9 protein-coding genes and 1 tRNA gene are annotated in these 15064 nt (G+C 35.5%); 6 read left to right on the top strand and 4 right to left on the bottom strand.

The genetic code is table 11. The features are described 5' to 3' along the window. Positions 1-14: 14 nt before the first annotated feature. From JKA74_RS03790 to JKA74_RS03775, 4 genes are all read right to left on the bottom strand, one after another. A complete protein-coding gene (locus tag JKA74_RS03790; protein WP_201429821.1) occupies positions 15-698 on the bottom strand; it encodes a hypothetical protein in 684 nt (227 codons plus the stop codon). 243 nt (positions 699-941) lie between these two features. Then, positions 942-2006, bottom strand: a complete 1065-nt coding sequence (locus tag JKA74_RS03785) for a PAS domain-containing sensor histidine kinase (RefSeq protein ID WP_201429820.1) — start codon at positions 2004-2006, stop codon at positions 942-944. Between the two features lie 333 nt (positions 2007-2339). Beyond that, positions 2340-2413 (bottom strand) — tRNA-Arg (locus JKA74_RS03780). Positions 2414-2612: 199 nt separating this feature from the next. Continuing rightward, positions 2613-3431, bottom strand: a complete 819-nt coding sequence (locus JKA74_RS03775) for a zinc-dependent peptidase (RefSeq protein WP_236587487.1) — start codon at positions 3429-3431, stop codon at positions 2613-2615. Positions 3432-3842: 411 nt separating this feature from the next. On the opposite strand from JKA74_RS03775, the gene JKA74_RS03770 reads away from it, so the two are divergent. The 6 genes from JKA74_RS03770 (at position 3843) to JKA74_RS03745 (ending at position 15061) form a co-directional block, all read left to right on the top strand. Further along, positions 3843-5333, top strand: coding sequence for a Gfo/Idh/MocA family protein (locus tag JKA74_RS03770; protein WP_201429819.1), 1491 nt, complete (start codon positions 3843-3845; stop codon positions 5331-5333). Positions 5334-5451: 118 nt separating this feature from the next. Continuing rightward, positions 5452-6261 carry a DUF1080 domain-containing protein gene (locus JKA74_RS03765; protein ID WP_201429818.1) on the top strand — a complete coding sequence of 270 codons (810 nt, stop codon included), beginning with the start codon at positions 5452-5454 and terminating at the stop codon, positions 6259-6261. A gap of 156 nt (positions 6262-6417) precedes the next feature. Continuing rightward, positions 6418-7338, top strand: coding sequence for a methionyl-tRNA formyltransferase (gene fmt / locus JKA74_RS03760; RefSeq protein WP_201429817.1), 921 nt, complete (start codon positions 6418-6420; stop codon positions 7336-7338). An 11-nt stretch (positions 7339-7349) separates the two neighbouring features. Then, positions 7350-7853 carry a dihydrofolate reductase gene (locus tag JKA74_RS03755; protein ID WP_201429816.1) on the top strand — a complete coding sequence of 168 codons (504 nt, stop codon included), beginning with the start codon at positions 7350-7352 and terminating at the stop codon, positions 7851-7853. Positions 7854-8052: 199 nt separating this feature from the next. Next, positions 8053-11055, top strand: a complete 3003-nt coding sequence (locus JKA74_RS03750; protein ID WP_201429815.1) for a PAS domain-containing sensor histidine kinase — start codon at positions 8053-8055, stop codon at positions 11053-11055. After that, positions 11048-15061: a chemotaxis protein CheB gene (locus JKA74_RS03745; protein WP_201429814.1), complete on the top strand. Its 4014-nt coding sequence runs from the start codon at positions 11048-11050 to the stop codon at positions 15059-15061. Before JKA74_RS03750 ends, JKA74_RS03745 begins: the two co-directional genes overlap by 8 nt. Positions 15062-15064: the final 3 nt, after the last annotated feature.

Below are 15064 nucleotides of genomic sequence, written 5' to 3'. Positions count from 1 at the left end.
AATGAAGAACTTAATTACTGTTCTTCATTAGCTATAGCTAGTATTTTATTCAAATGTTTAACCCTTTCAAGATTTTCCTGATAACCTTTTATTTGCTGGTTCAATAAAACCTCATAACCAAAAACAACATTTTCAAATAAGGGCCCCTGGATAAATGTTGAGTCAATATAGCTCATATTACTTAATCGAATATGATTAAACCAAACTGGTGTCACATATTTATTTACATAATCAGTTAATAAATTTTCCAATTCCAGCGTTGTATTATAAAAGTCATACGTATTGATTATTCTTTTTCTCAGTTCGATATCTTTCAGTAATTCGAATTCACCTGAAGCTGTAATGTTTTCCATTGTAGTAATAGAAGGATTGAAATTCTCCATACCCAACATACTGGCTGTAAGCACTTTAATCCTTTTATCGTAATATCTCCCCGAAAGTAAAATCTGCTTTAATGTATCAATGTCATTTTTATTTGAAATAGAAAAATTCAGAGCTGAAGACAAATAGGATTCATTATCCTTGCTTTCATCATAAAAGCTTTTGATGTATTCCTTTTCTTTGGCAACGGATTTGTTGGATTCCCTCAGATTGTTAAGCTGAAAAGCAATAGTAATACCTATTATCACTATCAAGAGATCGATCAGTTTGGATATCCAATTAAGATTATCCTTTCTTTTATTCTTTTTGCTGCCCATTGTAATTTATGCGTTATTATTGCTGCTTTTGATCAAAAAACATTTGATAAAGATAATAAAAATCTTTTTTATGAAATTGCACCGCTTAGTTTACAATTAAGAGTAGAGAAACTTAAATCTATCAGGAATTACTAAAAAACAAGTGTACTCAATTGCTCACACTCCTATGGGTTGATTATTGAGGATTTCCCAATAATTGATGAACAAAAATTAGAATGGATTTAATTTAAGGACTTAAATTAATTATTTAAACGAAATAGTAAACTTAGTACCCTCATTCACTTTGCTTTCAACCTCTATTTTAGCTCCTAAACTGGTAAGGTGGGTATGCACTAAGTATAAACCAATTCCTTTGCTATTGGTATGGTCATGAAATGTTTGATGCAAGCCAAATATTCTATCCTTCACTTTCTCCAGATCAATTCCCTGTCCATTATCATGAAAAATCAAACGACTCCCTGTGCTTACTTTTTCGGAATAAATTGACAACACAGGGGGTACATCCTGTCTAGCATATTTGATTGCATTACTTATTAAATTCAGAAAAACACTTTCCATATAGCTTTTGTTGAAATTAATATATTCCAATCTCGAAAAGTCGCTATGAATGGTAATTCTTGAATCTTGAATTAAGGAAGAAATGGATTTCTGTACTTTTGTCAAATTTTCTTCAAAAGAGACCAAAGTAACTTCCTCTGTCAGGCTATTCCTCCCACTTAAATTATCAATATATTGATCCAGTCTGATCTTTAATTTCTCTCCTCCCCTTTTGAGGATTTCTATTAACTCTATTGTTTTCTCATCATTGATTTTAGTGAGGTCTATTAACTTAAAAATAGAAAGCAAACTGTCCAGTGGAGATCGTAAATCGTGGGAAGTGGTGTAAGTCAATTGCTTATAAGATTCGTTCATCTTTGCCAAATTGGCAAATTCCGTATTTCTCTCTGCTTCCAGTCTTTTTTTATGCGTAATATTTTTAGCTATGGCAAAAATCAATTGGTCCTCCTCAGATGGTTGGGAAGTCCACGACAGCCAAATGATCTCTCCACTTTTTGTGACATACCTGTTGTCAAAATAAAGTAGTGCCTTGGAATCTCTCAGGTTTTCCCTTGCCTTGGTGGTAAGGCCTACATCCTCAGGGTATATAAAATCATTAATGGGTTTGGAGTAAAGCTCCTCTAAGGAGTATCCAAGTACTTTAGAAACTGCTGAGTTGACTTTCTTGAAATAACCATCAAAACCTGCTATGCAGAGCAAGTCAGGACTTAACTCAAATAACTTCTCATAATCAAAATCGCTATTTTTCATTTTCAGTTAAAAAAACATCTTTCAAAATTAAATACACGCTACATGAAAAAGTGGGGATAATGAGCCGTTACCGAAAGGTAATGAAACAATTGAGAAATGGATTAGAAAAATGAGGTAATAATGGTTGAAAGCTGTGGATTTTTATCAAATAAAAAAAATTGATCCATTCAATATTCGAAACTAAGACCTTCCCGCCCAAAAGCGGGATGCTCTATCTATCTGAGCTTTATTGGTGAAATTACATTAAATGGGTTGAATGATTCAATAATCTTTGAGGAGATTTTAACAAAAAACCCTGCCTAAATTTCTTTAAACAGGGTTATTAACTTAATGTGATCCGTTCAGGATTCGAACCTGAGACCTACTGCTTAGAAGGCAGTTGCTCTATCCAGCTGAGCTAACGGACCAATATTTTAAATTTTATCAGGGCTTTCCCTGAATGCGAGTGCAAAGAAAGATATTTTACTTTTTTAAAGCAATATATTTCTTAATTAATCTTATAAATATTTTAAGCTAAACTAGCTAAGTGCTGATTAATAACCTCTAAGCAATTTACTTTTTTAATTTTTTTTAATTCTATTCGGGTATTTGCATTAGAGTATTCCATTACCTCACATTCGATCTTCCTATTTTAATGGGATCTTGTTTGAGCAAATACACCATGCTCTCATAAAGTTCTGGTTTTATATGTTTAAATTCCAGAGGCCTTTCAAAGAAATTTTCTACTGCCACGGCAAAGAATTCATGGTAATTGGTAAAAGCATAATCTCTAAACAACATACCACGCCCAGCGTATGACATATGCTGCTCTGCCAAATGATACCATGCTCCCCAGGCCGCTCTTCCCATGAAGGGATGAACACGATTTTCTAATTTGATAGCATGAGCCATTTCATGTAAACCTAAATTACGTCCATCGGATTGATCCATATAACCGGAAACAAAATATTTCCATGAGACAATAATCACTCGCAGTTTAGGGTTCACTTCGCCATTATGGTAAGTTTTACTGATTTTGGAATAATAGCTATCCGGGTAAACAAGTATTTTACGAAAATGGCTAAAGAATGTAAAATCCATACCAAAAGTAAGCTGAACAGCAGATGACGAAATGAGTACTTTCATTTCGTCAGTAACCTTAGGCATTTGTCTGGCAATAAACTTTTTATTAAACATGAAAGTTTTCAACCTGCGCTCGAACTTCACCTTTTGCTTTTGATTCAACTGTTGGTAATAGTATTGGTATTTATTGAGAATTAGCTTCTGCTCCTCTTTTAATGGAATATGATGAGTATAGTAATAACCATAGATAGCTCTTACAATATCGTATATAACTAAGATAATTGATTTGAAAACCACAATAACCAACACAATTACAGTGATTGCCAAGAAAATATAGCCGGTGAAATCTGAGTCCTCTATCATTCAATTAAAATAAGCCAACAATTTAATTGAACTTAACGGAGTTGCTAAATTTTACCGGGTATTTTTTTAAAAACTAAAACTCGTTAAATGAATATCCGGATAATCACCAAGTCAACAGCCACTTCATTTTTAAAAGTAGCAAATGGTATGACTAACACTTCATTAAACATGAAACGGTAAGGATACAATAAATACTATCAGAAATAGGTTTTACCCTCTGGAAATCAACGGCAATTGTTAAATCTAAGTGTAAAATATACACTATCTGGATCTGCAAATTATCTACTGTATATCAGGTAGTTAGATTCAGAATTTATCTTTACTTTTTCTCTTTTGCAAAATTATGTTATGTTTTATAAAAGAGTTTTCTTAATTTCATTCAACTTAAACTAAAATACAAATCTATTTAATATGGACGAATTGAATAAAGACAACAACCTAAGCAGGCGTAAATTCCTTCGAAACATGGGGTTGGCCACTGCAGGTATCTCAATTGTACCTAGTCATGTGGTTTCCGGATTGGGCTATACAGCACCTAGCGACAAGCTAAACATAGCAGGAATTGGTGTTGGTGGAATGGGCCGTGCCAATCTCAGAAACATGAACTCACAAAACATTGTAGCTCTTGCGGATGTGGATTGGAAATACGCAAAAAGATGTTTTGATGATTATCCTAAAGCAAAAAAGTACAAAGATTACCGAGTAATGCTTGAGGAAATGGACAAAGACATTGATGCTGTAGTGATTAGTACACCTGATCATACACACTATGTAAGTGCTAAAGATGCGATGACAGCAGGAAAGCATGTGTATCTTCAAAAACCACTTACGCATTCAGTGTATGAGTCGAGGAAATTGACTGAATTAGCTGAGAAAACCGGAGTAGCTACACAAATGGGGAACCAGGGCAATTCTTCGGATGATATGCGAAAAGTATGTGAATGGATTTGGAATGGAGAAATTGGTGAAGTAACAAAGGTAGATGCCTGGACTGACCGCCCTATTTGGCCTCAAGGTTTAGAGCGTCCACAAGAAACTCCTGCCGTACCTGATACACTTGATTGGGATTTGTTTTTAGGCCCTGCGGCAGAAAGGCCTTACCATCCTGCCTACACTCCATGGAACTGGCGAGCATGGTGGGATTTTGGAACAGGTGCCCTGGGAGATATGGCTTGCCACATAATGGATCCGGTTTATAAAGCTTTGGAACTTGGATTCCCTTACGCTTTTGAGGCCACTTCTACACAAGTAAACACTGAAAGTGCCCCAATGGCTGAAAAGGTAACCTACTATTTTGGTGAAAGACCCAAAAAAGGCAAAATCAATATGCCGGCAGTTGAATTTACCTGGTTTGATGGCGGGTTAAAACCTGACAGGCCTGAAGGACTAAAAGAAGGAATGTATCCGGGTGATCAGCGTGGTTGGGGCGGAGCTATATTCTATGGCACCAAAGGCACATTAATCTGTGGCACCTACGCAATGGATCCGTTTATTATTGGCAGGGAAGATAATCCACCGCCAACTACAGGAGAACTAAGAAGGATTCCTAAAGCCATGGAAGGTGGACATGAAATGGATTGGGTAAGAGCAGCCAAAGAAGATAAGAAAACAAGGGTAAACCCCAGTTCAAGCTTTGAATATGCCGGCCCACTCAATGAAGTGGTAGTAGCGGGCAATCTGGCCGTTCGTCTGCAAGATTTACGTAGAAGACTGGATTGGGATGCAGAAAACATGCGTATTACTAACATTGGTGATAATGAGGAAATCAGAATTGTAAGTACTGATAGCTTTAAAGTGGTAGATGGTGATCCTAGGTTTGATACCCAATATGCTACTATAAATGCCAAACAGGCCGCTGAAGAATATGTAAAAAGAACTTATAGAAAAGGTTGGTCATATTAATAATAACATGGGAGAACCTTCTGATGAGGCTATATTATTAAAGCTTTAGTTCTTACTGAAAAGTCTCCCTCTTTATTTTTTAAACATTATAAATTTACACAACTAAAATAATACAAACATGAAAAAATCATTTTATGCATTTGTGGCAGCAGCTTTTATAGTTTTTGCCTGTGATAATGCTAAAAAAGAATCTACAGAAGAAACCGAAAATGTAGATACTACCATGGTAGCCGAAAAAGAAATGGAAGAAGCTCAACCTAATACTCTAACAGAAAGTGAAAAAGAAGAGGGCTGGAAGTTGTTGTTTGATGGAGAATCAGCTGATAACTGGAGAGGATATGGAAAAGAAGACTTTCCTTCAGATTGGAAAATTGAGGATGGAAAACTTTATATGTCTGCTTCAGGACGTGGAGAAGCCGGCTCTGAAGAAGGTGGTGACATTCTGTATGATGAAAAATTTCAGAATTTCCATTTAAAGTTAGACTGGAAAGTTTCAGAAGGTGGCAACTCAGGTATTTTTTATCTGGGACAGGAATCAGATGAGTTGGATTTCATTTGGAAAACAGCTCCTGAAATGCAAATATTGGACAATGAGAGACACCCGGATGCTATGCTAGGAAAAGACGGCAATCGAAAGGCTGGTTCTTTATACGATATTTATCCTGCCAAACCGCAAAATGCCAAACCTGCAGGTGAGTGGAACTCAGTCGAAATAATTGTTTATAATGGCACAGTAGTTCACAAACAAAATGGAGAAACTGTAGTGGAATATCATTTATGGACCCCGCAATGGGAGAAGGATGTTGCTGCAAGCAAATTTCCTGAACTAAACCCTGATTGGGTAAATGTAGCCAAAGAAGGTTATATTGGCCTACAGGATCATGGGGATGATGTTTGGTTCAAAAACATCAAGATTAAAGAATTATAATAAATTGAGATAACCAGATAAAGGCCATTCCGATTCGGGATGGCCTTTTTTGTGCACAGTAAAATTAAAAAGAATACATAAAGCGGCAGTATTTCAAAGATTGTTTTTTTCATTCCATTTGAACTTTTAAAAGCAATAGCCTTAACTTTACTCCTTATGAACCGATTAAGAATAATTTATATGGGCACCCCTGAGTTTGCAGTGCCCTCACTTAAAATATTAATAGAAAACGGCTACAATGTAGCTGCTGTAGTTACTGCACCGGACAAGCCAAAAGGAAGAGGACAAAAGCTTTCTGTTTCACCTGTAAAGGAGTATGCTTTGGAAGCAGATGTTCCTATCCTGCAACCTACCAACCTCAAAGATCCACAATTTCATGAAACCTTAAAATCATATAATGCCAATCTGCAAATTGTAGTCGCTTTTCGCATGTTGCCTGAAATAGTATGGGATATGCCTGACCTGGGCACTTTCAACTTGCACGCCTCTCTCCTACCTCAATACCGTGGGGCAGCACCCATTCACCGTGCCGTAATGAATGGAGAAAAAGAAACCGGTGTTACAACATTTTTCCTTCAGCATGAAATTGATACAGGGAACATCATCTTACAGGAAAGAGAACCTATTCATAAAGAAGATACTACAGGATCAGTTTATGAAAGACTGATGAACAAAGGAGCTGAACTGGTACTCAAAACAGTTAGAATTATTGAAAAAGGTGAATACAATTTACTCCCCCAGGATGAAAGCCAGGCGTTAAAACATGCCCCTAAATTATTTAAAGAAAATACTGAAATAGATTGGTCAAGGAGTGCTGAGGATTTATTTAACTTCATCAGAGGACTCAACCCTTTCCCCACAGCATGGACGGAATTTCTCGGAAAAAAGTATAAAATTCATGCTTCAAAAGTAACAGACACAGAGAAGACCGGGAAAATCGGAGAGATTATTACTGATAATAAAACTTACTTAAACATTCAGTGTGGAAAAGGTATTTTATCTTTAACGGAAATACAACAAGAAGGCAAAAAACGAATGAAAGTAGCTGATTTTTTTAGAGGAAATCAGCTTAAATAAAATAACTCAACATGAAAATATCTATGATAGTGGCGAGAGCCCAAAATGGAGCGATTGGAAAAAACAATGACATGCTTTGGCATTTGCCGGATGACATGAAATATTTTAAAGATAAAACGCGCAATCATCATATCCTTATGGGTAGAAAAAATTTCGATTCTTTAGGTGAAAAATACCAGCCTCTGCCAAACAGGGTAAACCTGGTAGTTACACGTAATAAGGATTGGCAACATGAGGGCGTAAAGGTATTTCATGAAATAGATAGTGCTATTACCTTTGCCAAAGATCAAAATGAAAAAGAACTTTTCATCATAGGTGGTGGTGAAATATATTCAGCCTGTCTGCCTTTTTCAGAAAGACTTTATATTACCGAAGTATATGCAGAATTTCCTGATGCAGATGCTTATTTCCCTGAATTTGACAAAAAAAATTGGGTAGAAGTAAAGCGGGAAAAACATTCAGCTGATGAAAAGCATCCTTACGCTTTTGATTATGTTGTTTACGAAAGGAGATAAATCCTGCTCTGGCGAAAACCTCTCCATTCAGGTGTAATTCTAAAATCCAAACTATAAATTCTATTCTCTCCGAATTATCTTCAATAAATTATTTATATAATTAAAAAATATTGTAAGTCTACAACATAATCTGTAAATTCCATTGATAGTCAATTTATTCTTAAATGAATTTTTTATTTATTGACCATTATCAATATAGATGAGAGAAAAGCCAAATAAATCCCCGCAAGAACAGAAATCTGAATTAGATGAATTAAGGCTAATGATAGATACATCCCTGGATGTTATCTGTACTATAGACAGTGAAGGTCATTTTATAAGAATTAGCAAAGCTTGTGAAAAGGTTTGGGGATATAGGGAAGATGAACTTATAGGGAAAATTTACCTGGATTTAGTACATCCTGATGATAGGGAAAAAACAAGTCAGGCTGCACTGGAAATTCTTCACGGACAAAACACCACAAGTTTTGAAAATAGGTATATTAGAAAAGATGGCAGTAGTGTACCATTACTATGGTCTGGAAGGTGGGATGAACACACAAAACTAGTATACTGTGTAGCAAAAGATGCTACTTCCATTGTAAATAAATTTGAAACTGAGAAAGAGAAAGTAAGAAAAAACAAAGATATACTACTCAATAACACAGATAGATTAATCTGGAGTTTTGACAAAGATAAAAATCTCATTGAAGCCAATAATATCTTCTTTCAATCGCTAAAAGAATATTCAGGTATTGAAATCAAACGAGGACAAAACCTGATAGATGAAAAAGTTGTAGGTAATCTTCAGTTGATTGACAGATGGAGTGAATTATATGATATTGCATTAAGTGGAGAAGAAATTGAAATAGAATTGGAAGTACCCAATCAATCAGGTACTGGCAGTAGTATTTGGCTCAGAACTGAATTTAAACCTATTAAAGAAAATAATATAGTAGTAGGTGGAGTATGTCAGACATTTGATATCACAGCAAGAATAAAAACTGAGGAAGAAGTAAAAGAACTCAATAAAAAGTTAAATGAGTCTCATAGAATTGCCAAAATTGGATATTGGGAGCTGAATTTGGAGAAGAATGAAATTTATTGGTCTGATGAAGTATTCAGAATTTGGGGAATAGATCGTAAAGCCAAACCTGACTATGATGGATTTCTCTCTACTATACACCCCGAAGACAGGGAAGAGTTTCTCTTTAGATCGAAAGAAGCTTTATCTGGAAAAAAGCCCTTACATTATGAGCATAGAATTCTATTACCTGACGGAACAGTGAAATGGGTTTTAGAGCAAGGTGTTCTCAAGAAAAATTCAAATAATAAACCAAGTTTTAAAGGCACTGTACAAGACATCACCAAGCAAAAACTTGTAGAAGAAGAGCTCAAAGAGCGCACAGAATATATTGAAAGCGTATTGGAGTATATGCCTATAGGAATTTCTGTAAGTACCATAAACGATGGAACAGTAATTATGACAAATCCAGAGTTTAACAAAGTTTATGGTTGGCCTCCAGGAAAGTTAAAAAATGTCGGCTCTTTTTTAAAGAAAATTTTCCCTAATCAGGAAAACAGGGCAAAAATGATTAAAATGATGACTGGTGATATTGAGAAAGGAGACATTTCCCGGATGCAATGGCATGATATTAAGATCACAACCCAGGATGGAAACGAAAAATATATAGATGTTAAGAACATTCCTTTGCCTGAACAGAATGTAATGATTTCCACGGCTATTGATGTAACAGAAAAAAAGAAGCATAAAGAAGACATACAACGCTCCTATGAAGAGAAAAATGAAATCCTGGAAAGCATATCAGAGGCGTTTTATGCATTAAACGACAATTATGAATTCACTTACATTAACCAAACAACCTTAAACCTGTTTAACAAGCCCAGTGAGGAATTAATTGGATGCAACCTCTTCGATGAATTTCCCGAATTAAAAAAGACTATTTTCTTTACCAGGTTGGAGCAGGTTAAATCAACACAAAAGCCTGCTCGCTTTGAATTTCATTACAAATTATACGATGCCTGGTTTGATGAAAACATATATCCTACCAAAGATGGTTTTTCTGTATTCTTCAAGGACATTACTGATAGAAAAAATATTGAAAGGGAATTGAAAGAAACTTCTCAAAAAAACAACGAGATACTGGAAAGTATTTCAGATGGTTTTTTTGCACTGGACCAGGATTTCAAATTCACATATATAAATGAAGAAGCAGAAAATCTTCTAGCCATCAAAAAAGGGAAATCTTTAAATAAAAGTATATGGGATATTTTCAAGCCTGCTGTTGACACACAGCTTTATCATGAATATCATAAAGCTTTACAACTAAAGGAGACCCGTACTTTTGAATATTATTACACTCCACTAAAAACATGGTTCCTTAGCAAAGTTTACCCTTCTGAAAATGGTCTATCAGTCTATTTCAGGGATATTAACGAGGAGAAAAGAAATCAGGCCAAAATGGAGAAACTGCATGCAGAACTGAAAGAAAGAGCAATTAAGCTAGAGCAAATAAATAAAGAGCTGGAACAATTTGCCTTTATTGCTTCTCATGATCTGCAAGAGCCCCTCCGGATGATCACAAGCTTTATGAGCCAGCTGAAAAACAAATATAGCAAGTCTTTAGATGAGAAAGCCAATACTTATATTGATTACGCTGTGGATGGAGGCTCACGTATGCGTCAGATCATTGTTGACCTATTGGAATATTCCAGAGCAGGTAATGATGAAATATTCACTGAAAATTTAAATCCTAATGAACTAGTGGAAGGAATACTTGCTTTATACAGAGACACAATAGAAACTAAAAATGCCACTGTAGTGGTAGAGAAACTTCCTATAATCTCTTACAGTAAAACAGGATTAAACCAGGTGTTTCAAAATTTAATTGGAAACGCTTTAAAATACATACCGAAAGGTAGAAAACCCAAGTTAAAAATCAGCTGTGAGGAAAATGACATCCATTATGAGTTTATCATATCAGATAATGGAATTGGCATACAAAAAGAATATTTAGATGATATATTCGTCATTTTCAAACGTCTTCATACAAAAAAAGAATATTCAGGTTCAGGCTTGGGCTTAGCAATTTGCAAAAAAATTGTTGAAAAATATGGAGGTAAAATATGGGTACACTCCCAGGCTGAAAAAGGTAGCCATTTTCATTTCACAGTACCTAAAAATAAAATAACGTATGAATAATAACTCCATACCCGTAATAGGAATAGGTGCTTCTGCCGGTGGCCTGGAGCCCCTGGAAGAATTGTTTACCAATATTGATAATTCCGCAGGTTTTGCTTATGTCGTTATTCAACATTTGGCCCCCAATCATAAAAGCTTAATGGATGAATTGCTGTCGCGCCATACCGTATTGCCTATTCATGTAATGGAAAATGATATGAAATTGGAAGCCAATCATATCTACCTTAACCCCCCTAAAAAGTTTGTCACTATCAAAGGAAATATAATCAAGCTCAATGATAAAGCAGACAAAGAACTTAGCTTCCCTATTACCACCTTCTTCCAGTCTTTAGCTGAAGAAAAGGGAGAAAATTGTGCTTCGGTGGTTTTATCAGGTACAGGAAGTGATGGATCAGAAGGTATTAAATCTATTAAAGAAAGAGGGGGATTGGTTTTAGTGCAAGATCCTGCCACTGCAAAATTCGATGGAATGCCAAAGAACGCCATTTATACTGGTGCTGTTGATAAAGTATGTAAAGTAGAAGATATCCCCACTCATTTAACCTTGTTTTTCGATACTCTCAAATTACTTCAACCCAATAATAAGTCGACTATTGAAGACAACTCCCTCCTGGAGAAAATTATCCATGAGTTAAAAATCCAAACGGGCATGGATTTTTCAGAATACAAAAATTCCACCATCTACAGAAGGACAGTCAGAAGAATGGGATTGCTAAACCTTCAGTCATTAAACGAATATTATGATTATCTATTAAATACTTCAGATGAAGGCCACCTGCTTTCAAAAGAATTGTTAATTGGGGTTACTCGTTTTTTTCGCGATATCCAGGCTTTTAATAAAATAAAAGAACATGTCATTCCTCAAATAGTGGCCAACAATGCCTCTACAAGGCAAATTAGAGTATGGGTAACAGCTTGTTCCACAGGAGAAGAGGCCTATTCTATCGCAATTTTGCTAAAAGATTACCTGAAAAAAAATCAATTGCAATATGATGTGACCATTTTTGCTACAGATTTGGATAAAGAAGCCATTAAAATGGCCAGTACGCGATCCTTTCCTGAGAACATTTCCACGGAAATAGATAAGGACCTGCTACGGTCTTATTTCATTGCCCAAAATCAGGGTTATAGAATAGCAAAGGAAATCAGGGATATGATCGTTTTTTCCGTACACAACCTCATTCAGGATCCTCCTTTTAGTAAAATCGATTTACTAAGCTGTAGGAATTTCCTTATTTATTTGAACCCAAACATTCAACAAAAACTTTTCTCCCTGTTTCGTTATACTATTAAATTTGATGGCTTCCTGTTTTTAGGCTCAAGTGAATCATTGGGTCCAATGGAGAAGTATTTCTCAGAATTTGACATCAAAAACAAAATATTTGTCAACAAATCCAATGTTAAGGTACTGGCTCCACAAAATAAAAAAAAGCAGCTCGAACCTATTCGAGGAAAATCATTCCGTGAGGAACCCTCAGCATTAGGATACTCGCAATCAACCATGCAATCGCCCAGAAAGAAAATAGAGAATATTCAGGCTTTTCTCATTCAGCAGTTTGTTCCTGATTCTGTAGCATACACTCCTGAATTTGATTTGTTCCATACGACAGGAAATGTGACTGAATGGCTAAGATTACCTATCGGGGAAATATCTGCCAATTTACTGAAAATGCTTCCGGAGGAATGGAGGATGTCGTTCGAACTAGCCTCTAACAAAGCTTTAAGCAGTTTGCAGTCAATCAATTTGAAAAACATAGTAGTACCAAAAAGTTTGGTAAATTCTTACAAGAGTAGTAAAATAAATATCCACATCTCCCCAATCGTTTTCCCAAACGAATCCCCACTATTGATTGCCTCTTTCCAGGTGATTAATAAAAGCTCACCTTCTATGGAGCAAGCAGCCCTCGAACTGGACATGGCCAGTAATGAGAAGATAGACCTGCTGGAGCATGAATTGCAAATGAACAAAGAAAACCTGCAGAGTACAGTGGAGGAATTGGAATCAAGTAATGAAGAGCTTCAAGCTACCAATGAGGAACTACAAAGCTCAAATGAGGAGTTGGAGTCTGTCAACGAAGAACTTTATACCGTTAATGCGGAATTTCAAGAAAAAGTAGCTGAATTATCTGATCAAAACAATGACTTGAATAATTTGCTACTAAGTACCAATATTGCCATTCTTTTCCTTGATAATGAACTAAATATCAGAAAATATACTCCAGCTATCAAGGAGATTCTGAACCTATTGCCCAGTGATGTTGGCAGGCATATCAGTCATTTCAGGGGACATGTGGATTTAGAAGGTTTTATTGACAAAGTAGAAAAAGTCTATAAAACATTAGCACCATTTGAAACCATTATAAAGGATTTGAATGGGAAACATTATGTAATGCATATCACGCCCTTTAGAACCTTTAAAAACGAGATAAACGGCATAGTAATATCCTTTGTTGATATCACAGCTTATCAGACAGTAAGTAACGAACTACGCTTATCTGAAAATGCAATGGCCAAAATTAATGTTAAATATGAAGAGAAGTCAGAGCTATTTGAACTTATTGCCAACAATGCCACAGATTTAATTAATATTCATGACAAGGAAGGTATTATTGAATACATTTCCCCTTCTGCCTATGAAATAGTAGGTTATGAGCCTCATCAATTAGTAGGTCGTAATTTTTTTGAAGAAATAAAAGATGAATCGCATAGACAATTAATAGCTGACACTTTTCAAAAAGTTAAAAAATCTAAGAATGTAGGCCTTATCCAGTTTAAAGTAAGACACAAAAAAGGCTATGATGTATGGCTGGAGACAAGATTTAGGCCTATTTCAGATGAAAAAGGAAATATTATTAAAATTCTAAGCAATTCAAGCGATATCACTAAAAGGAAACATAACGAAGAAGAACTAATTAAGCTTTCCACTATAGCCAAACAAACCAGTAATGTGGTGGTCATTACAGATATAGAGGGTAAAATTACTTTTGTCAATGCTGCCTTCGAAAAGCTTACAGGCTATACTGAGGTTGAAGTATTGGGCAAAAAACCGGGAAGTATTTTACAAGGGGAAGAATCTGACAAAATAACTATCCAACTCATGCGGGATGCACTAAAAAAACTTGAGAGTTTTGGTGTGGAAATAATAAACTACACAAAAGAAGGTCACAAATATTGGATGTTGATCTATTGTGAGCCTATGTACAATGAGCAGGGTGAGCACATAGGGTTCTTCTCTTTGCAAAATGATAATAGCCAACAGCGTGAATTTGATGAACACGTTAACAAACTTAACAGCCTTCTCCAACAAAGAAATAAAGCTTTAGGAGAAGTGAATAAGACGCTGGAAGAATTTGCCTATGTTGCTTCACACGACCTGAAAGAACCTGCAAGGAATGTTAGAGGAATGATGGAACTTATCAAGAAGAGATCTGCTGATAAATTAGATGATGTTACCATTGAATATATTGACGTAGCCATTAAGGCCAGCGACAAAATGAATAAATTAATTGAGTCATTATTACAGTTTTCCCGTTCTGGTATTTTAGCAGAAACCAAAAGTAAGGTTAATTTGATAGAGGCTATAGATGATGTGAAAATAGCATTAGGCCAATCCATTAAGGAAACCAAAGCAAACATAACATTAGATACAAAAGTGGAAAATATAGTGGCTTACCCCATTCTTTTCTCAAGGCTACTGCAAAACCTCATTAGCAATGCCATTAAATATAAATCCGAAAGCATTCCAATTATTAACATCAGCTGCTTAAGTGAAGAGAATGAATGGATATTTTCGATAAGTGATAATGGAATTGGGATAAAGGAAAGGGATTTTCAAAACATTTTTAAGATCTTCAACATTCTAAACCCTAAAGCCAATTCCGATAGTAATGGTATCGGATTATCCGTATGTAAAAAAATAGTAGAAACCCACCTTGGGCAAATTAGCGTTAACAGTGTTTTTGGCAAGGGAACTACTTTTCAATTTTCAATCAATAAAAACCTTTGACTT

The organism is Marivirga aurantiaca, assembly GCF_016679925.1.
Taxonomy (GTDB): domain Bacteria; phylum Bacteroidota; class Bacteroidia; order Cytophagales; family Cyclobacteriaceae; genus Marivirga; species Marivirga aurantiaca.
This window is presented reverse-complemented; position numbering and strand designations above follow the sequence as displayed.